The 20,463-nt window shown below is 68.9% G+C and carries 15 protein-coding genes; 4 read left to right on the forward strand and 11 right to left on the reverse strand.

Going from position 1 to position 20,463, the window contains the following annotated elements:
- Positions 1 to 9: 9 nt before the first annotated feature.
- Positions 10 to 903, reverse strand: coding sequence for a hypothetical protein (locus AC07OC_RS13695; RefSeq protein WP_218339963.1), 894 nt, complete (start codon positions 901 to 903; stop codon positions 10 to 12).
- Positions 900 to 2,312 (reverse strand): glycosyltransferase family 2 protein, encoded by a 1,413-nt coding sequence (locus tag AC07OC_RS13700; RefSeq protein WP_218339965.1) that lies wholly within the window; start codon positions 2,310 to 2,312, stop codon positions 900 to 902. Before AC07OC_RS13700 ends, AC07OC_RS13695 begins: the two co-directional genes overlap by 4 nt.
- A 415-nt stretch (positions 2,313 to 2,727) precedes the next feature.
- On the opposite strand from AC07OC_RS13700, the gene AC07OC_RS13705 reads away from it, so the two are divergent.
- Positions 2,728 to 4,323 (forward strand): MASE4 domain-containing protein, encoded by a 1,596-nt coding sequence (locus AC07OC_RS13705; protein ID WP_255591128.1) that lies wholly within the window; start codon positions 2,728 to 2,730, stop codon positions 4,321 to 4,323.
- Positions 4,324 to 4,523: 200 nt separating this feature from the next.
- Here AC07OC_RS13705 and AC07OC_RS13710 read toward each other — a convergent pair whose 3' ends face one another.
- The 7 genes from AC07OC_RS13710 to AC07OC_RS13740 all read right to left on the reverse strand — a co-directional run bounded on the left by AC07OC_RS13710 (position 4,524) and on the right by AC07OC_RS13740 (position 13,125).
- Positions 4,524 to 6,854, reverse strand: coding sequence for a CHASE2 domain-containing protein (locus tag AC07OC_RS13710; protein WP_218339968.1), 2,331 nt, complete (start codon positions 6,852 to 6,854; stop codon positions 4,524 to 4,526).
- A 63-nt stretch (positions 6,855 to 6,917) separates the two neighbouring features.
- Entirely contained in the window at positions 6,918 to 8,639 is a 1,722-nt protein-coding gene (locus AC07OC_RS13715) for a FecR family protein (RefSeq protein WP_218340271.1), read from the reverse strand.
- A gap of 86 nt (positions 8,640 to 8,725) precedes the next feature.
- A complete protein-coding gene (locus AC07OC_RS13720) occupies positions 8,726 to 9,424 on the reverse strand; it encodes a response regulator transcription factor (RefSeq protein WP_218339969.1) in 699 nt (232 codons plus the stop codon).
- Between the two features lie 140 nt (positions 9,425 to 9,564).
- Entirely contained in the window at positions 9,565 to 10,491 is a 927-nt protein-coding gene (locus AC07OC_RS13725) for a formylglycine-generating enzyme family protein (RefSeq protein ID WP_218340272.1), read from the reverse strand.
- A gap of 167 nt (positions 10,492 to 10,658) precedes the next feature.
- The gene (locus AC07OC_RS13730; RefSeq protein ID WP_015013035.1) at positions 10,659 to 10,919 is read right to left on the reverse strand and encodes a hypothetical protein; all 261 of its coding nucleotides are present in this window, start codon (positions 10,917 to 10,919) and stop codon (positions 10,659 to 10,661) included.
- A gap of 196 nt (positions 10,920 to 11,115) precedes the next feature.
- Positions 11,116 to 12,420, reverse strand: coding sequence for a tryptophan--tRNA ligase (locus tag AC07OC_RS13735; protein WP_218339971.1), 1,305 nt, complete (start codon positions 12,418 to 12,420; stop codon positions 11,116 to 11,118).
- Positions 12,421 to 12,456: 36 nt separating this feature from the next.
- The gene (locus tag AC07OC_RS13740) at positions 12,457 to 13,125 is read right to left on the reverse strand and encodes a site-2 protease family protein (RefSeq protein WP_218295780.1); all 669 of its coding nucleotides are present in this window, start codon (positions 13,123 to 13,125) and stop codon (positions 12,457 to 12,459) included.
- A gap of 225 nt (positions 13,126 to 13,350) precedes the next feature.
- On the opposite strand from AC07OC_RS13740, the gene AC07OC_RS13745 reads away from it, so the two are divergent.
- On the forward strand, positions 13,351 to 14,541 hold the full coding sequence (locus tag AC07OC_RS13745; protein WP_369643118.1) for a methyl-accepting chemotaxis protein: 1,191 nt from the start codon (positions 13,351 to 13,353) through the stop codon (positions 14,539 to 14,541).
- A gap of 183 nt (positions 14,542 to 14,724) precedes the next feature.
- On the opposite strand, the gene AC07OC_RS13750 is transcribed toward AC07OC_RS13745, so the two are convergent.
- Entirely contained in the window at positions 14,725 to 15,360 is a 636-nt protein-coding gene (locus AC07OC_RS13750) for an L-threonylcarbamoyladenylate synthase (protein ID WP_218295778.1), read from the reverse strand.
- Positions 15,361 to 15,373: 13 nt separating this feature from the next.
- Complete coding sequence (locus AC07OC_RS13755; RefSeq protein WP_218295777.1) at positions 15,374 to 16,243, reverse strand: 3',5'-nucleoside bisphosphate phosphatase; 870 nt, start codon at positions 16,241 to 16,243, stop codon at positions 15,374 to 15,376.
- A gap of 152 nt (positions 16,244 to 16,395) precedes the next feature.
- On the opposite strand from AC07OC_RS13755, the gene AC07OC_RS13760 reads away from it, so the two are divergent.
- Entirely contained in the window at positions 16,396 to 18,198 is a 1,803-nt protein-coding gene (locus AC07OC_RS13760; protein ID WP_218339973.1) for a methyl-accepting chemotaxis protein, read from the forward strand.
- Positions 18,199 to 18,557: 359 nt separating this feature from the next.
- Positions 18,558 to 20,339, forward strand: a complete 1,782-nt coding sequence (locus AC07OC_RS13765; protein ID WP_218339975.1) for a methyl-accepting chemotaxis protein — start codon at positions 18,558 to 18,560, stop codon at positions 20,337 to 20,339.
- Positions 20,340 to 20,463 lie beyond the last annotated feature (124 nt).

A 20,463-nucleotide genomic window follows, 5' to 3' on the forward strand; every position in this document is an offset into this window, starting at 1 on the left:
CATCGGTGATCAGAAGGGCAGGCTCACCCGCCCGGAAGCGCTGGTGTACCGGTATGACCCGGCCTGGCCGGAGAACAAGGGCGCCGTGTTGCTGGCCTCGATGCCGACAAACCACTGGACCGGGCTGCTGCGCCGTGATGCGAGGCCGATGGCGCCCCGCCATATCGGCTCCGACGCGCCATCGACGCGCTGCTGGCCGGCATCGATGCTGGCGCTCAGCACCACCACCTGCGCCACCTCGAACCGTGACGACAGGCCCGCCGATGCCTCATGCAGCCGCTCTGGTGAGAAGTACTCTGGCCGGTAGGCGTTGGTGTTGTGGTAGCTGCGCGTTTTTATGTAGGCATTGAGCCCATAGCGTTCGTCCAGCGAGTAGTTCCAGCGGGTGCGCAGTATCGGGCGGTTGTTGTCGTTGGAGAACAGCGCCGTGCCTGCCGCCACCCCGACGTTGAATCGCTCGGTGAAGGCGTGGTCGAGAACCAGTGCCAGGGCTGTGAAATGCGTGCCGTTCTCGATGCCTCGGATGGAGTTCACCAGGTCTCTTTCCACGCTCACTCCCAGCGCCGTGGAAGGGGTCAGCCGCTCCATGTAGTCGAGCCCCCCCACGAGGTAGCTGGTGCCCGCCACGCGGGCGGCGCCCAGACTGGCGTCGATGGTGCGTTCCTTGCTGGTTTGCTTGTAGGTGCCTGCCGCGAGGCTGCCGCTGGCCGCCCAACCCGGCGCCGTGTAGCGCAGGGTTCCGGCGCGCAGGCCCCAGCCAGCGGCATTCGCATAGCCCAGTGTCTGCCTGCTTTCATGGAAGTCGTCTGAATCGCGGCTGGCGAAGAACGAGCCCGAAACCGACTGTGCCTGCACGCCGCAGGCACAGAGCACCGCCAGCGCGCCAATGAAACGCCCCTTCATTTCGTACCCCAATTCTTTGACCGGCTGACCAGTTCCTTGATGTAGCCCAGCACGCATGCGGGCTGCAGCACCACGCTGTAAAACAAGGCGTAGAAGATAAACCCCAGCACGTTGCGGCGGACCTTGAGCCCCTGTTCGGTGAACATCTTGGCCTGGACGGTGAACATGAGGTAGTTGACGATCATAGCGAGCGGCAGCACCAGCAGCGTCATGGGCCCCGCGATCCAGTACACGCCAAACAGCGCCAGCACGAGGCCTGGAACGAAGGCGAACGTATAGACCAGATCCATGTAGGGGAACAGCAGGTTCCACCAGATGAACAAGGTGGTCATGCGCGGCTTGAACAGCAGGCGCCAGTGCGATTTGAAGGCTTCGATGAGCCCTCGCGACCAGCGCTGGCGCTGGCGGATGAACTGCAGCCAGGTATCGGGTGCGTTCGTGAAAAGGCAGGCGTTCTCCGCGAAGCCGACGCGATGTCCGCGCTCCAGGATCGCCCATGTGAGCACGATGTCTTCACCCACCGTATGGGCCCATCCGCCGAGTTCGCGAAGGATGGCCGTGTCGTACACGGAAAACGCGCCTTGGGCCACGAGGGTGCCCTGGTACAGGCTCTGCAGGCGCTTGATGGCGGCAATGCCATGGAAATAGTCCCATTCCTGAATGGCTGTGACCATGTTCTTGCGGGAATTGCGCACGAGTACCGCGCCTGCCACGGCACGGGTGTTGGGCGGATCGCTCATGTAGCGGCGCACCAGGTTGTGCAGCGCGCTGTGGTGAAGGTAGGAGTCCCCGTCGACGGTGATGGTCAGGTGGTGGCGGACCAGGGCCAGGCCGGCGTTGAGCGCGTTGGCCTTGCCCACGTTGTGTTCAAGGTTGAGCACCTGCAGCCACGGATAGTTCAGGCCCGCGAGCTTTTCGGCGGTGGAATCCTTCGAGCCATCATTGATCACCACGACCTGCAACGGCCCCTCGTACTCCTGGCGCGCGATGCTCTCGATCGTGGAGACGATGCTTTCCTCCTCGTTGTAGGCCGCCACGAGGATGGTGATTCCCGGCAGGCGCGCGCTGGAGTGTCTTGCCGCGGGGCGCCGGTCCAGCAGCAGGCTGACCACCAGGAATGCGTTCATGAAGCCCGGCACCACCGCGATGCCGTAGATCACCGGGTAGGCCGCCCACGGGCTGATGACCCGCGCCAGATCGTGCACCCAGGCATCCGCGGCATAGATGGAAAAAGCCATCCACACCACCCCGGCGAACAATGCGAACGCAAATTTCCACCGCACCGACAGGTACGGCCGTGCCCACTTCGTGGCTGCTGGGGCTGGCGGCGATGTGCTGGCGGGGCTGGCCGCGCGCTGCGGTTCGAGCGTGGGCAGGGCCGCAGGGCTTGTCTGGAGGTTGCGCGTCATCGGGAAACTCGCCTTGTGGGCTGTAGTCGGGGGCAGGCGGGTGGGGCGCGGCCCAGGTCACAAGCAGGTGCGTATTTGTAAAAAATTGAAACTATGGTGTGCGAATTTTGCTGCTGGCGTGGATGCGCGTCAACCGCAATGGCCCTGCAGGCCGCCCAGCGGGCGCAAAAGCAACTGTGCGGGCCCGCCGCCGGGCGCGTGCCCGCGCGGTGCATGGCCTTGCGCGGAACCCCGGGTCCGTACAGAGCGTTTTTTCTTTGCACTCTGGGCGCCTTGGGCCATGATGGACCTTGTCCGGGCATGGGGCGCCGCGCCGCCGGGCAGGGATTTTCCTGGCGTTTCTGCGGCATTCGACGTGTGCAAAACCACCATGGGCACCGAGGCAACCACTCCAGAGCGACCAATTTTCTTGGCAATGGCACCCGCGGGCCCCGTGGGACGGCGCTGGGCCCTGGGCGCCGTTGTCGTGTCGGCCGTGCTGTTTCTGGCGGCCATGCCCTTCGCCAAGCTGCCCCTGCCAAAGATGGGCGCGTTCATCCCCGCCTATCAATCCGCCCTGGTGCTGAGCGATCTGATCACCGCGGTCATGCTGTGGGGCCAGTACCGCATCCTGGGGCATGCTGGCCTGCGCGTTCTGGCCTGCGGGTACCTGTTCACGGCCCTGGTGGCGATCACGCACGCGCTCACGTTTCCGGGCCTGGTCGCCGAGGGCGGCTGGCTGGGCGCGGGGCCGCAGAGCACTGCCTGGCTGTACATGTTCTGGCACGCCGGGTTCCCGGCGGCGGTGATTGGGTACGCGCTGAGCAAGCCAGCGGCGGCCAGCCAGCCCGAAGCCGCGCCCGCGCAAGCGGGTTTTCTTTTTTCCACCGCGATCAGCGTGGCCGCCGTGCTGGCGGCCGTGGCAGCCCTCACTGCGCTGGCGACCGTGGGGCAGTCGCTGCTGCCACCGATCATGCAGGGCAGCCGGTACACGCCGACCATGCTGGCCGTCGTCACCACCGTCTGGGGCGTCAGCGTGGTCGCGCTGCTGCTGCTCCTGCGGCGCAGGCCGCTGGTGGTGCTGGACCTCTTGCTCGTGGTCACCATGTGCGCGTGGCTGTTTGACATCGCGCTCTCCGCCGTGCTCAACGGCGGACGCTTCGACCTGGGTTTCTACGCCGGACGCCTGTACGGGCTGATGGCCTCCACGGCGCTGCTGGCGGTGCTTCTGGTGGAGAACACGATGCTCCACGCAAGGCTGGCGGCGGCCTACCAGGCGGAGCGAGAAAAGCGGCGGCAGATCCAGACCCAGGCGGCGGAACTCGTGGAGAAAAACCGGGAGCTGGACGCCTTCTCCTATTCCATATCGCACGATCTGCAGGCGCCCGTCCGCGTGATTCAGGGGTTCGCGGGCATGCTGCTCGAGCGTTCCGACAGCCACCAGGATGCGGAAACGCGGCGGATGCTCAAGGTGATCGACGACAGCGCGCGAAAGATGGGGCAGTTGATCCGCGACCTGCTGGATTTCGCGCGCCTGGGGCGCCAGCCCATGCACCCTGCCCGCGTCGACATGAATGCCCTGGTCGAGCAGGTCATCGCGGACGTGCGGCACACCGGACCGGGGCGCGATGCCGCGTTCGCGGTGGCGTCGCTGCCGGAAGGCTGGGGCGACCGGGCCCTGCTCCGGCAGGTGTGGGTGAACCTGATCTCCAATGCGGTCAAGTACAGCGGCCCGCAGGGCGCGCACATCCAGATTTCCGGCAGCGGGGACGGCGGTGAATGTGTCTACCAGGTGGCCGACCAGGGCATCGGGTTCGACATGGCCAGGGTGGACCGGCTGTTTGAACTGTTCCAGCGGCTGCACACCGCCGAGGAGTTCCCTGGCACGGGGGTGGGCCTGGCTTTTGTGCAGCGGATCGTGGTGCGGCATGGGGGGCGCGTGTGGGCTCTCGGCGCATTGAACGCGGGCGCCACCTTCAGCTTTGCGCTGCCCCAGGCGCCGACACCGCAGGATGCGGGGGGCACGGGCTGAAGAAAGCCCCTCCCGCGGCCCCGCATGCGCGGCGCGGCGTGCCCAGCCCAGAAACTGGCAGGTGGCGGATGCGCCGGGGAAGAGGCTGGCAAGCAGGAGCAAAAAGTGCCGATGGCGCTTGATGCACAAGCGCGACATGCTATTGAATGTGCAGCAAATTGGAGCTTGGCAACCTGCGGGTTGCCGGCCTGCATCGGTCATCATGCCCGCAGCGGCAGCACCAGCCTGAACTCCGCCCCGCGCCCCGCATCGCTGTCCACTTCCAGTGTCCCCCCGTGGCGCTGGATCACCGTGTGCACCAGCGCCAGCCCGAGCCCCACGCCTCCGATGGCGGGGTGGCTGCGGTCATGCAGCCGGCGAAACGGCGCGAACAGCTGGCCCTGCAGTTCCGGGGCGATGCCGGGGCCTTCGTCGCGCACCGACACGACCCAATGGCGGCCCCGCTGCACGATGGAGCACTGCACCACGCCTTCTTCGGGGCTGAACTTGACGGCGTTGTGCAGAACGTTGGCCAGCGCGCGGCACAGCATGGCGCGGTCGCCCACGGCGGGGGCGGTCTCCGGCGCGGCGGCGATGGTGACCTCCACGCCGCGGTCGCGGGCCAGGGCCCAGATGTCGTCGACCGTTTCGGCCAGCGCCGCCACCAGGTCCAGGGGGGCCATCCGGTATTCCTGCGTCTCGGCGCTGGCCAGCTTCACGAAGTTTTCCGCCATGCCCAGGGACGCGCGCGCATAGCGCTCGATGCGCAGCATCAGCTCGTCGCCCGGCATGCGGCCGGGGTAGGCACGCTGCATTTCCAGCAGCGTCAGGATGGAGGCATTGGGGGTGCGGATGTCGTGCGAGATGAAATTCATCGCCTGGTCGCGCTGCAGCTGTGCGCGCCGCATCTCGGTGAGGTCCACCAGCGTCATCAACCAGCCCGCCTTGGCCAGGTCGGTGAAGGGCCTGCACTGCACCAGCAGGCTGCGGCCCTGGGCGTCGCTGCCTTCGCTTTGTTCGGGCATGCACTGGTTGAGCAGCTTGTCCTGCGTGATGAGCGGCTGTCCGGTGCCGGTCTGCACCAGGTCGTGAAGCAGGTCGACCACGGACTGCCCCTGCAGCGGCACCAGCGGGTCTCCGCCCACATGGCGGCGCGCTGCCACGTTGGTGAGCAGGATCCGCCCCTGGGGGTCGCAGACGATGGTGGGCGAGGGCAGCTGCTGCAGGCTCTCGCTCACGAAGTGGTGCAGGTCGCGCAGCTGGCGGGATGCGCGCTCCACGGCGTTGATGCGTTTTTCCAGGAAATCGCCCGAATCGCCCGTGCGGGGCTGCAGCCGCATCGACAGGCCGTCGCGCTGCAGGCGCTCCATTTCCAGCCGCAGGAAGTGGGCGGCCGCGCTCAGGCGGCGCCAGCTCCACAGGGGGTAGGCCAGCACGAGCCCGGTCAGTGCCGCGGCGGGCGCGAACTGCAGGCCCACCCACCAGGGCAGGGCCACGCTCAGCAGCAGGGTGGCCACCCCCAGCCCCGCGCTGGTGAGCAGCGCGATGAACGGCCCCACCAGCAGCAGGGCCAGCAGCGCGCCCGCCACCGGGGCCAGGTTGAACAAGGTGTTGAGGGCGGGGGCGGCTGGCTGGATCCGCACACCCGAGAGGCGGCCGTCCAGCACCTGGGCCACCACCTCCACGCCGGGCATGAGCCGCGACTGCTGGCTCATGGGGGTGGCAAACATGTCGCCCAGGCCGGCGGCGGCCGCGCCCACGAGCACGTACTTGCCGCGAAACGCATCCGCGGGGACCTGGCCGCGCAAGACTGCGATGTACGAGTAGGTGGTGAAGTGGCCCGGTCCGCCAGCGTAGGCAATCAGGGTGCGGTCGGCGCGCTGCCATGGGCCGGGGGCCGCCATGCGCGCGGGCTCGGCGTTCCCCGGCCCGGCGCGCGGGGCGGCGCAGTGCGACAGGGCGGGGTCCGCCACGCACTGCAGCGCCATGCTGAAGTGGGGCCAGGGCGCCGCGGCCGGCCCTTCCTGCAGGTACAGGCTGCGCACCACGCCGTCGTTGTCCGGCACCACGTGCACGTGGCCCAGGCGGGCCGCGGCATCCGCGAACGCGGGCCAGGGCAGGTCGGCCGTGTCGGCGGCCGGGCCATGGCCGCGCCGCAGCACCGGCAGCACCACGCGCCCGCTGCGCTGCATGGCGTCGGCCAGCAGCACGTCGTCGCCGGGGTAGTCCAGGTCCTCCTCGTTGAAGAGCACGTCCATGCCGATGGCGCGGGGCTGCTGGGCCGACACCCGCGCGATCAGTTCCGCGTGCAGCGCCCGCCGCCAGGGCCAGCGGCCGATCGCCGCGATGCTGGGGTCGTCGATGGCCACGATCACGATGTCGGGGTGCGCGGGGCGGGAGATCAGGCGCAGGCCGGCGTCCTGCACCAGGTGGTTCACCCGGCTCAGGCTGTCGGCGGTGCTGAGCCACGCCACCAGCCCCAGCAGGGCGATGGACAGGAGGCTCCATTCCAGGCGCCGCTGCTGGCCCCGGGTCCGTCCGGCGGTCCGCATCGGCTCAGCCTCTCCGTGCCCTGGGCTGCGGGCGCGGTGCCGGGCTGGGGCGCGGGCGGGCTCTCAAGGCCGCCCCACGGGCTGGCCGTTCGATGTGGAGACCGGCAGGCCGGTGCCCGTGCTGACCCCTGAACCCGCCCGGATCTGGCGTGGCGGCGAGAAGTCGCTTTGCAGGCCCGTGGAATCCTGCACCTGGATGCGCACCAGGTAGCTGCCCGCGGGCAGGTTGCCGGCCCGCCATTCGGGAGCATCGAGCAGGGTGTCGAGCACGAGCTTGTCGAATGCGAGGTCGCCGGCACCGGCCAGCTGCAGGCGGAATCGCTGGCCGGGCAGCGCAGGCCAGTGCAGGCGCACGTCGGTGTCGCCTTCCTGTGCCTGCACCGACTGCAGGGACAGGGTGGCGGGGCGGTCCGCCACCATGAAGGGCTGGGGCGGTGCAAACGGCCCCTGGTCGGCCTGGCCATCGGGCAGTTCCAGCAGGCTGGCCACGCGCCAGAAGTAGCTGCCCGCGGGCAGGGCACCCAGGGGCAGGCGGCACTCGCCCAGGCGCTGCGCATCGAGCAGCGGCTGGGCGAACTGGGCGCTGCCGGCCACCTGCACGCGGTACCAGCGCGCGCCGGGCACGTGGGTGCACAGCAGCTCGCCCGTGCCGCTGACCACCACGGCGCCGGGCGCGGGCTGCTGGTACAGCGGCGCCACGGGGCGCGTCTTGATCGCGAAGGGCAGCACGGCGGGCAGCCCCGGGATGCCCGCATCGTCCAGTGCGCGCACGGACAGGTAGTACTTGCCGTCTTCCAGGGCTTTCCAGCGCAGCTGGCCGTCCGCGAAGCGGCCGTGGCGCAGCACCTGGGTGAAATCCGGGTCCCGGGCCACCTGGGCCTCGTAGCGGACCGCGCCGGGCAGCGCGGGCACGTCGATGGCCAGCAGGCCCGCATCCCCCAGCGTGGCCGGCACGCCCGACGTGTCGGGCGCCGCCAGCAGGGGCCGGGGGGCGCCGACGGTGCCATCGGCCGCCACGGCCAGGCCCTGGCCCGGCGCGAGCATGGCGCCGGTGGGCGCGGGGGCGGCACCGCCCGGGCGCGGCTGCACCGCCACGGAGCCGCTTTGCACCGAGGCGGTGGTCTGGCCGGCGTCGCCCATCGCCACGCTGAAATGGGTGCCGCGCACGCTGGTCACGGCCAGCGGCGTGCGCAGCTCGAAGCGGCGAAACGCCTCGGCGCTGGGTGGCACCGAGGACTCCACCGCGCCGCTGCGCATCTCCAGCACCGATTGCAGGCTGCCCGCGCGCCCTCGCCGGCGCAGCTGCCGCAGCTGCAGCTCGGAATGGGCCTGGACCCGCACCACCGTGCCATCCGCGAGCTTGACGGCCACGAAGGCATCGGGGCCGACCTGCACCACGGCGCCTTCATCGAGCCGGCCGCCCTTCACAAGGGGCTCCGGCGCGGCATCCGCGCGCGCCTGCCCGGTGGCCATGCCGTGCACGAACTCCACGGTGGCCGGCTCCGAAGGCTGCAGGTGCACCGGAATCCACACCACCGAGCCCGGCTGCAGGCGCCGGGGGTTGGCCACCTTGTTGCGGGCCTGCAGCAGCGGCCATTGGTGGGGGGCGGCCAGATAGGATCTGGCCAGGCCTTCGAGCGTGTCCCCTGCCTGCACGGTGTGGGGAATCTCGTCGCCCTGGGGCGTGGCGGAGCGGGCCTCGGCGCGGGGGGGCACCAGGCTCGCCAGGAAGCCGAGGGTGAGTGCCGCGGTGGCGCCCAGGGTCCAGCGGACGCGCCCTTTCATCGTTGCCAAGTCAGATCTCCTTTGTGCCGCCTCGGGCGGCTGGGCAGGCCACGGCGCCCTCTGGGGGCCGTGGAAGGTGGTTCGGGTCAGGCCCTTCGCTGGGCCTCCACGGCTTCAAAACGGTAGCCCACGCCGTAGACCGCCGAGACGATGAAACCGTTGGAAGGCCGCAGGTCCAGCAGGGTGCGCAGGCGCGAGATGTGGGTGTCCAGCGAGCGCGACATCACATCCGCGACCTGGCCCCAGATGATGTCCTTGAGGTGGTCGCGCGACAGCAGCCGGCCCATGTTCTGAAACAGGAACAGGGCGAGATCGTACTCGCGGTTTTTCAGCTCCACCGGCACACCGTCGATTTCGATGGAGCGGGTCTCGCACAGGAAGCGGTAGCGCCCGAACTCCACCACGCTGCCCGCATTGTCCGGATAGGCGCGGCGCAGCAAGGCCGAGACGCGGGCATTGAGCTCGCCGATGCGCACGGGCTTGACCATGAAGTCGTCCGCGCCGCTGCCCAGGCCTTCGACGATGTCGCGCTCTTCCTGGCGGTGCGTCACGAACAGGATGGGCAACTGGGTGCCCACGTTCTTGCGCACCCAGCGCACCACTTCCGGCCCGGTGGTGTCTGGCAGGTGCCAGTCCACGATCAGCAGGTCAAAGGTTTCGCGGCGCATTTCACGCAGCAGGTCCGCGCCATTGAGATGGGTGTGGCAGACATGGCCCATTGCCTCCGTGGCCTGTTTGATCAGATCCAGCTGGAGCGCATCGTCGTCCAACGCGGCTATGCGCATGGTTTCCCCCGTCGAGAATGCAATTGCGGATTATTTGCGAGAACCACCGCCTCCGAGGGGGCGGGCACGCGGTGTCGTCAGCAAGTTGACATTTGTTGACGGTTTGTGGCGCGCCGGGGACGGGGAAGGGCGGGCGCCGTTCAGCGGTCGGGGGCCAAGGGGCGGGACTCTGGGGCAATCTCGCGCACCAGCCGCATGCCGACCAGGGTGTAGCGGGTCTGCGGGCTGTTCCAGTTGCGGTAGCCGCAGCGCGCGTAGAACGACCATGTGTGCCACGAGCCTCCCCTGCGCACGCGCACCGAGCCTTCGTCGGGCCCCTGCGGGTCGTCGTGCGGAGACTGTGCATAGTACGTGTCCCCGTGCCAGTCCGACACCCATTCCCAGGCATTGCCCAGCATGTCGTGCAGCCCGAAGGCATTGGGCGCATAGCTGCCCACGGGCGCGGTGAAGGCGTGGCCGTCGCTGCCCCCCAGCGCGTGCTGCCGCCAGCGGGGCCACAGGGGGGCGGCCTCCTGGTCGAAGGTATTGGCGGTGCGCAGCAGCCCCTGCGGGTCATCGCCGTGGGGGTAGCGGGTGCGGGTGCCCGCGCGGCAGGCGTACTCCCATTCGGCCTCGGTCGGCAGGCGGTAGCGGTGGCCTTCGGTGCGGCTCAGCCACCGGGCCAGGGCCTGGGCGTCGTTCCAGGTCACGTTGACGACCGGGTGGTCCGGGCCTTGCGCGAAGCCGGGGTTGCGCCACGAATAGCGCGGGTCGCGGCCCTCAAACGCATCGCCGCGCCGCGTGGTGGCCGGGTCGTAGGCAGGGTTGTAGCCATAGCCGCCGGTGCCGTCCGCCTCGGACTCGGGCTGGTACCCGGATGCTTGGACAAAGCGCCGGAACTGCCCCACCGTGACCTCGTGCTGGCCCAGGTAGAAGGCGCGGGTGACGTGCACCTCGTGGGCCGGGGACTCGTCTGCCAGGTCGGTCAAGCGCTGGCGCTCCAGCAGCGGGAAGGCTTTTTCCAGGGTCTCGAGCGGCGGGACGCCACCCATCCAGAAGCTGCCCGCCGGTACCCGGACAAAGGCCATGCCCAGGCTGTTGATCCAGGGGGCCGTGGCGGGGCGCGCGTCCTGCGCTGCCGGTGGGTGCTGGCAGCCGGCCAGCAGCGCAGTCACCACCACTATCAGCGCCCCACGGCGAACTGACGGCAATGCGGGCAATGCCGGCGGCAATGGGGCGGCGCGGGCGCGTGGCCTCAAGGCTTGTCCTGCAACTCACTCACGCATTCGAACACCAGGCGCGAGCCGTCGTTGCGCAGCAGTTTGGCGTGCAGGGCCATGCGCTGGCATTCGCGGCTGGCCGCGGCGTAGGCCTGGGAGGTGTCTGGGCCATAGACCGGCACACTGAAAGTGCGGTCGCGGCCCGAGGCCATGGGACCCGAGGGGCCATAGGGGTTGGTCGCATTGCAGCCGGCGAGCAAGGCCAGCACTGACACCGAGGCACACAGCAGTTTCATGGAAGTCTCCCGAGCAGATCAGGGAACCCAGTTTACGCACATGCCCGCACGCCAGGCATGCTCGTAGCCGTCAAGACACGGCGCGCGGCGCCATTTTTTACCTATTCAGGCCCCGGGCGCAATCACCATGAGCCTTGATTGCTATGAAAAAAAGAGCATTTCCTTGCAGTGCCCAGGCGCGGCCAGAGTGCCCGGCTTACGCCGCAGCGGCTGCCTCGGCCAGGGCCTGCAGGGCGGCAGCCACCTCGGCGGCCTGCACGCCGTCCACTGGTGCCAGGCGCGGGGCCAGGGTTTGCAGCGCCGTGCTGTCCTTTTGCAGCTGGGCAATGGCCTGGCCGGCTTCCTTGGGCGCATCGAAGCCGGTGCTCTGCAGCAGCAGGCGGCCGTCTGCATCCACGAGCTTGAAGTAGAACTTGCCGTCGGCTTCGCGGTATTGCTTGAACGAAGGCAGCGCTGTCTTCGCGGCCTTGGCGGGCTTGGGCGCCGCCGTGGCCTGGGCCAGACTGCGCAGGCCCACAGCGGCGCGCAGCTCGCGGATGAACGGCGTGGCCAGCGCGCGGGCGCGTTCGGCACCGGCCAGCAAGGTCTGCTCGATGCGCGCGGGGTTGTGGATGAGTTCCTCGTACTGCGCGCGCATGGGGGCGATCACCTGGTCCACGCGCTCGAACAGGGTGTTCTTGGCATCACCCCAGGCGATGCCGTCGGCGTAGGCCTTGCGCAGGGCCTCGGTCTCCGCGGGCGTGGCGAAGGCCTGGTAGATCTGGAACAGCGCGGAGCCTTCGACCTCCTTGGGCTCGCCGGGCGCGCGCGAATCGGTCAGGATGCCGCCGATGAGCTTCTTGAGCTGCTCGCGCGAGCTGAACAGCGGGATGGTGTTGTCGTAGCTCTTGCTCATCTTGCGGCCGTCCAGCCCGGGCAGGGTGGCCACATGGTCGTCGATGGCCGCCTCGGGCAGCACGAAATGCTCGCCATACAGGTGGTTGAAGCTCGCGGCCATGTCGCGCGCCATCTCGATGTGTTGGATCTGGTCGCGGCCCACGGGCACCTTGTGGGCCTTGAACATCAGGATGTCGGCGCCCATGAGCACGGGGTACATGAACAGCCCGGCCGTCACGCCGTCGTCCTGTTCGCGCCCGGCGGCGGTGTTCTTGTCCACGCTGGCCTTGTAGGCGTGGGCGCGGTTGAGCACGCCCTTGCCCGTCACGCAGGTCAGCAGCCAGGTCAGCTCGGGAATTTCGGGGATGTCGGACTGGCGGTAGAACGTGACCTTCTCGGGGTTCAGCCCTGCGGCCAGCCAGCTGGCCGCGATCTCCAGCGTGGAGCGCTGGATGCGCGCCGGGTCTTCGCACTTGATGAGCGCGTGGTAGTCGGCCAGGAAGTAGAAGCTCTGCACGCCGGGCGTGAGGCTGGCGGCCACGGACGGGCGGATGGAACCCACGAAGTTGCCCAGGTGGGGCGTGCCCGTGGTGGTGATGCCGGTGAGAAAGCGCGTGGTGCTCATGGAGACGGTGTCAGCAAAAAGAGGGAGAAAAGGCGATCAACGCAGCAAGGCGGTGAGCGGCGTGAGCAGCAGGTTGATGGCGCCGTAGCCCAGCGACATCAGCGGGCGCAGCCACAGCGTGCCCACCACGCCCGCGATCACGAGGCCCATCACGATGAAGAAGCCCCAGGGCTCGATGCGCGAAACCATGTGGGCCTGTTTCCAGGGCAGCAGGCCCACCAGGATGCGCCCGCCGTCGAGCGGAGGCAGCGGAAACAGGTTGAACGCCCACATCACCAGGTTGACCAGCACCCCGGCGCGGGCCATTTCGATGAAGAAGCGCTCGTCCACGCCAAAGCCCACCAGGGACACCAGCAGCACGGCCCAGACGATGGCCTGGATGAAGTTGGAGGCGGGCCCCGCCAGCGCCACCCACACCATGTGCTTCTTGGGGTTGCGCAGGTTGCCGAAGTTGACCGGCACGGGCTTGGCATAGCCGAACAGGAAGGCCCCCGAGGTCGCGAAGTACAGCAGCAGCGGCATCAGGATGGTGCCGACCGGATCGATGTGCTTGAGCGGGTTGAGGGTGATCCGGCCCATCATGTACGCGGTGTTGTCGCCAAAGTGGCGCGCGGCGTAGCCATGGGCTGCCTCGTGCACGGTGATGGCGAACAGCACCGGCAGGGCGTAGATCAGAACGGTTTGGATGAGATTGGAGATGTCCACCTGTCGATTGTCTCAGACGCGTGGCATGGGTCCCGGGCCGCGCGGGAGGAGGGGCCGGCCGGGCAGCGTGACGGCCAGTGGTACGACAAGATCGGGAGTGGCGGACAAATCGTTGATAGCATGTGGCATGGCGTAACGAATTGCATCTGTTGGGCTCGCGTCCAGCCCTTTTCTTGCGCTCTGGCCCACACTCATACTACGCAGACCCCTTTCGGAGACATTCCCGTGCCCTTGGATCACCTCAAAATCGGAACCCGCCTCATTCTTGCGTTCGGGGGCATCGCCCTGCTGGTGGCGCTGACCATGGGCATGGCGATGTCCAGGATCGGCCGGGCCGAAGACGCCTACCGCGGCGCGGTGTCCACGGCCAGCAACGCCGCCGCGGACGGTGAGCGCACGGCCAAGGCCACGCAGGCGCAGGAGCACCTGCAAGGCGCGCGCGGCTGGATCGTGGGCGGCGGGCTGGCGGTGTTCGCGCTCTCGCTGGTGGCTTTTCTCACGCTGCGCAGCGGCATTGTCAGCCCGCTCAACCAGGCCATCCTGATCGCCGAAACCGTGGCCTCGGGCGACCTGAGCCAGGAATTCAGTTCGGACCTGGAAGGGGACTTCGGCCGGCTGCTGGGGGCGCTGGGCACCATGGAAGACACGCTGACCGACCTGGTGTCGCGCATCAAGCAGGATGCGGATGCCATCAGCGCCTCCGCGGTGAACATCGACCATGGGAACACCGACCTGTCCCGCCGTGCGGAGGACCAGGTGTCCTCCCTGACCGAAACGGCGGCCAGCATGGAGCAACTGACCGCCACCGTGCGCCAGAATGCCGAGCGCGCCCATTCCGCCAGCGGCCTGGCCGTCAAGGCCTCGGCCATCGCCGAGCACGGCGGCACCGTGGTGGGCGAGGTGGTGCAGACCATGCAGGCCATCAGCGGCAGCTCGCGCAAGATCGTGGACATCATCCAGGTCATCGAAGGCATTGCCTTCCAGACCAACATCCTGGCGCTGAACGCCGCCGTGGAGGCCGCCCGCGCGGGCGAGCAGGGCCGGGGCTTCGCGGTGGTGGCCAGCGAGGTGCGCAACCTGGCCCAGCGCAGCGCGGTCGCCGCGCGCGAGATCAAGGCGCTCATCAGCGCGTCGGTGGAGCAGGTGGAGAGCGGCGCCGGCCAGGTGGGCAAGGCTGGCAAGACCATGGCCGAAATCGTGACCGCCGTGGGCCAGGTGAGCGCGCTGCTGGGGGAAATCTCCATCGCCCTGCGCGAGCAGAGCGAGGCCATCAGCCACGTGAATGTGGCGGTGTCGCACATGGATGGCTCCACGCAGGAAACGGCCGCGCTGGTTCAGAGCGCCGTGTCCACCGCGACCTCGCTCACCGCGCAGGCCCGGGACCTGGAGCAGGCCGTGGGTGCGTTCAAGCTGTAGCCCCTGAGCGGCTGCGCCGCTTCCCCCTCCGGGGGACGCCACCGGTGGCCTGGCGGAGCCAGTTCCACGGTGGCGCTGGTTTTGGCAGCGCCGGTTTTTGGGCGCGGTAGCCTGAAAGGCGCTTTTGCCGATCCTCAAGACCGCTCTGCGCGGGCGCCGGGCGGGCCCCCGGGCCTGCAGTTTTTACAGCCCCAGAGCCTTCAAGCTGCCCCGGCCTTCGCGCATCACTTCGGGTTCGCCGCCGGTGCCCATGGGGGTCAGGTCCACCACCGTCGTGGGCTCCAGCGGGCAGGCGCCCGCATCCACCACGGCATCCACCAGCTTTTCATAGCGCTCGCGGATTTCCTGCGGGTCGTTCAGCGGTTCCGTCTCGCCAGCGGGTATCAGCGTGGTGGCCAGCAAGGGAGCGCCGTGCAGCTCCAGCAGCAGCTGCAGGCCCTTGCGGTCGGGCACGCGCAGGCCGATGGTCTTGCGCGAGGGGTGGCTCACGCGGCGCGGCACTTCCTTGGTGGCTTCGAGGATGAAGGTGTAGGGGCCGGGCGTGCCCAGCTTCAGCAGGCGGTACTGCCGGTTGTCCACGCGCGCATAGTTGGCCAGCTCCGACAGGTCGCGGCACAGCAGCGTGAGGTGGTGCCTGTCGTCCACCTGGCGGATGCGGCGCAGGCGGTCCACGGCGTCCTTGTCGTCCAGGTGGCAGACGAGGGCATAGCTGGAGTCGGTGGGCACGGCCACGATGCCGCCCTTTTGCAGCAGCGCCGCCGCCTGCTTGAGCAGGCGGGGCTGCGGGTTGTCGGGATGGACTTCGAAATACTGGGCCATGAACGGGTGCGCCTCAGGCGTTGGCCGGATGGAGGATGCGGTCGGACAGCAGCTCCCACACGGGTGTCAGCGCGCCGGGCAACAGCGGCAGGGTGCCCAGGTCGGTGTGCGATTCATCGGGGCTGTGGAAGTCGCTGCCGCGCGACGCGGCCAGGCCGAATTCCTGCGCCATGCCGGCGTAGGTGACGTATTCGGCAGCGCTGTGGCTGCCGGTGACGACCTCCACCCCGCGCCCGCCGTGGGTCTTGAACTCGGAAAACAGCGCGAATTCCTCATTGGCGCTGAACTTGTAGCGCGCCGGGTGGGCAATGATCGCCATGCCGCCCGCGTCCGTGATCCAGCGCACGGCGTCGCCCAGCGACGCCCAGCGGTGCGGCACGTAGCCGGGCTTGCCTTCGGTGAGGAACTTGCGGAACACCTCGGAGGTGTCCTTGCAGACCCCGGTTTCCACCAGGAAGCGAGCGAAATGCGTGCGCGAGATCAGTGCCGGGTTGCCCACGAACTGCAGGGCGCCTTCATACGCGCCCTGGATGCCCACCTGGGCCAGCTGCTGGGCCATGTCCTTGGCGCGTTCGCCGCGCCCGCCCCGGGTCGCGGCCAGGCCCTGGGCCAGCTGCGCGTCGTCGGGGTCGAACCCCAGGCCGACGATGTGGACGGTGGTGTCGGCGAAGGTGACGGAAATCTCGGTACCCGTGAGATAGGCCATGCCCTGTGCGTGGGCGGCTGCGCGGGCGCGGTGCTGGCCGCCGATTTCGTCATGGTCGGTCAACGCCCACAGCTCGACACCGTTTGCCCTGGCCCGCGCGGCCAGGTCCTCGGGGGTCATGGTTCCGTCGGATACCACGGAATGGCAGTGCAGGTCGGCGTTGAGTATGGTTGTCACGAGGCCATTTTAGGGCTTGTACCGATAACGTGCCTTGCCGAACCCAGCAACACTGCAGTCAGGGGCATTGCGCCCGGCGGCCCGGCAACCTCGGCCGGGGCCATGTGCCGGGCAGTCCTTTCAGACCATCGTAGGCGTTCCAAGGAGCAACCATGAAATTCAACGACCTGCGCGTGTCCCACAAGATGTGGAGCGTCATCCTGGGCCTTCTGGCGCTCATGCTGGTCTCGGCCATCTGGACCCAGTGGTACGGCCGGCAGGTGACGGCGTCCACCGAAGAGGCCGTGGAAAAATACGAAGCCGCCATCACCACCGCCGTGACCTGGCGCGGCCTGGCCGAGGTGGCCGTGACGATGTCGATGGCGAGTTTCGTCACCACCGACCAGGCGCTCAAGGCCGACTTCGACACCCGGGTGGCCGCGCTCACCGCGCGCATCACGCCGGTGCAGGAAAAGATCAACAAGACCTCCGTCTCGCCCGAGGACAAGGCGGCGCTCGCGCAGGTGGCGGCGACGCGTGCGGATATCCGGGGCCAGACCGACAAGCTCAAGGAGCTGACGGATGCGGGCGATGCGGCGGCCAAGCAGGCGTACCTGGCGAACGTCTACCGCCCCAAGGCCGTGGCCTACCTGGAGGCCATCGACAAGTTCGTGGCCGCGCAGCAAAGCCAGCGCGACGAAGCCGTCCGTGCGGCGCACGACACGCGCGGCAACCTGGTGCTGATCGGTGCCGTGGCAGCCGTCGCCGTGGTGCTGCTGGGCATGCTGCTGGCCGCGATGCTGGTGCGCTCCATCACGGCGCCGCTGGACCGCGCGGTGGCCCTGGCCGAGGCCATCTCGGCGGGCGACCTCACGCAGAACATCCACGACGACCGCAAGGACGAGCTGGGCATGCTCACGCGGGCCCTGTCGGCCATGTCAGACCGCCTTCGCGGCGTGGTGAGCGAGGTGCGCTCGGGGGTGGACTCGGTGTCGTCGGCGTCGATCCAGATCGCCAACGGCAACCACGACCTGTCGGCGCGCACGGAGCAGACGGCCTCCAACCTGGAAGAGACGGCGGCGAGCATGGAAGAGCTGACGGCCACGGTGAGCCAGTCGGCGGACACCGCGCGCCAGGCCAACCAGCTGGCCGGAACGGCCGCGCAGGCGGCGGCACGCGGTGGCGAAGTGGTGGGCCAGGTGGTCACCAGCATGCAGCAGATCACCGACAGCTCGCGCAAGATCAACGACATCATCGGCGTCATCGACGGCATTGCCTTCCAGACCAACATCCTGGCGCTGAATGCTGCGGTGGAGGCGGCCCGCGCGGGCGAGCAGGGCCGGGGCTTCGCGGTGGTGGCCAGCGAAGTGCGCAGCCTGGCCGGGCGCAGCGCCGAGGCGGCCAAGGAAATCAAGACCCTGATCAGCGCCTCGGTGCAGAACGTGGAATCGGGGTCGGCCCAGGTGGCGCAGGCGGGCCAGAGCATGGAGGAAATCGTGGCGAGCGTGCAGCGGGTGAGCGACCTCATTGGAGAGATCACGGCATCCTCGACAGAGCAGCGCGACGGTATCGCCCAGGTGAACCAGGCGGTGACGCACCTCGACCAGATGACGCAACAGAACGCGGCGCTGGTGGAAGAGTCCACCGCCGCTGCAGCCTCGATGCGCGACCAGGCGCAGAGGCTGGCCGAGGTGGTGGCCATGTTCAACGTGGGGGCCGTGGCCAGCCGGGCTCCCACCGCGCCCGCCCGTTCCGCGCCACCCGCCATGGCGCCGAGGCCCGCCCCCGCCGCCAAGGCCCGCGTGGGTACCAGTGCCAGCGGCAAGCCCGCGGCCAGCGCCAAGGCGCCAGCGGCCGCGCGGCTGTCTTCCCCCGCGCCGGCCGCCGCCCCCAAGGCGGCTGCCCCGGCACCATCTCACCCACCGGCGCCACGCGCCACCTCGGGAGGCAACGACGATGAGTGGGAAAGCTTCTGATCCGGGGTGGAGGCCCTGGCCGCTACCGAACTGATTGCTCTCGAAATAATAGCTGAAGGCGCTTGACCATCAAGCGCTGGAGGCCGTTTTTGCAAGAACAGGCGCCAGGAGGCGCTGGCGCCCTGACTCTTGCCTCCCCCGTTCCACCTCTGTGCCCCGTTTGCGCCGCTCGCGGTCCGTGCCCGGCGTGCGCCCGCGTGGCCGCCGGTGGGGAATGCGGGTTTCTCCCGGTGAGGTGCTGGCGTGGCGGCGCGCCGGGCTGGCGTAGGCTATGGGTTGTTTGCTGATGTAATCGGATGTTTCCCTGGCGAACCTCGCCTTGCATGAAAACACTACAGATCCACGAGGAAGAACAACCCATGCAACTCGACAATATCCGCGTTTCCCGCAAGCTGTGGGGCGCATTTCTGGGCCTGATGATCGGCATGCTGCTGCTCTCGGGCTTTGCCCAGAACCGGGCCAACAGCTCCATGTCCTCGGCGATCGACGCCGTCGTGGACATCGAGGGGCGCATCTCCGCCGCCGTGCGCTGGCGCGGCGCCACCGAGACGGCCGTCACCATGGTCATGGGCGGCGCCGTGACCACGGATGCCGTGCTGGCCGAGCAGTATGGCGCCAAGGTCAAGGAGATCATCGGCAACATCAACAAGGTGCAGGAAGGCATCGTGGCCTCGGCCACCGCCCCCGAGGAAAAGGCTGCGCTGGACAAGGTGCTGGAGGCCCGCAAGGCCGTGCTGGCGGCCACCGCCAAGACCTGGGAGCTCAAGGGCGCCGGCGACGCCGTGGCGACCCAGCGGTTCGCCGACAACGAATTCGCCCCCCTGGTCACCAAGTACCTCAAGGCGCAGGACGACTTCGTCGCCACGCTCGAGACGCGCCGCGACGCCATCCGCGCCGACGCCTCGGCGCGCCGCGTGGAATACGCGATCTGGGGAATCATCACCTCGCTGGTGCTGATGGCCGTAGGGCTGTTCCTGGCCTGGAAGCTGGTGCGCTCCATCACCCTTCCGCTGGATGAGGCGGTGAACACCATCGACGCCATCGCGGCGGGCGACCTCACCCAGGAGCTGCAATCCGTCCGCAAGGACGAGTTCGGCCACATGCTGCGTTCGCTGTCGGCCATGTCGGCACGCCTTCGCGGCGTGGTGAGCGAGGTGCGCTCGGGGGTGGACTCGGTGTCGTCGGCGTCGATCCAGATCGCCAACGGCAACCATGACCTGTCGGCGCGCACGGAGCAGACGGCCTCCAACCTGGAAGAGACGGCGGCGAGCATGGAAGAGCTGACGGCCACGGTGAGCCAGTCGGCGGACACCGCGCGCCAGGCCAACCAGCTGGCCGGAACGGCCGCGCAGGCGGCGGCACGCGGTGGCGAAGTGGTGGGCCAGGTGGTCACCAGCATGCAGCAGATCACCGACAGCTCGCGCAAGATCAACGACATCATCGGCGTCATCGACGGCATTGCCTTCCAGACCAACATCCTGGCGCTGAATGCTGCGGTGGAGGCGGCCCGCGCGGGCGAGCAGGGCCGGGGCTTCGCGGTGGTGGCCAGCGAAGTGCGCAGCCTGGCCGGGCGCAGTGCCGAGGCGGCCAAGGAAATCAAGACCCTGATCAGCGCCTCGGTGCAGAACGTGGAATCGGGGTCGGCCCAGGTGGCGCAGGCGGGCCAGAGCATGGAGGAAATCGTGGCGAGCGTGCAGCGGGTGAGCGACCTCATTGGAGAGATCACGGCATCCTCGACAGAGCAGCGCGACGGTATCGCCCAGGTGAACCAGGCGGTGACGCACCTCGACCAGATGACGCAACAGAACGCGGCGCTGGTGGAAGAGTCCACCGCCGCTGCAGCCTCGATGCGCGACCAGGCGCAGAGGCTGGCCGAGGTGGTGTCGGTGTTCAACGTGGGCGCGGTCGCGGTGCGCGCGCCAGCAGCACCCCGGCCGGCGCCCGCTGCCGCGCCCCGGCCGGCCGCGGCCAAGGTGGCCGCCACCCACCACCCGCGCGTGGCGGGGGCCAAACCCGCCGTTGCACGGCCTCCAGCACCGGCCCCGGCCCGGCTTGCGCCGCCCGCAGCCCCGGCGGCCCGGCCCGCGCCACCGCCGGCGGCGGCTTCCCGTGGCGGCGATGACGACTGGGAGAGCTTCTGACGGCCGCCACTGGGTTGGGCTGGTTGCTGCTAAATAGATAGCTTCCAGCGCTTGCCAGCCGTGCGCGGGCGGCCCATTTCATCGCGCCGTCTACCGCCTTCTCCATCAAGGCGGCCCCGCTGCC

This window comes from Acidovorax sp. GW821-FHT10E04 (assembly GCF_059415185.1).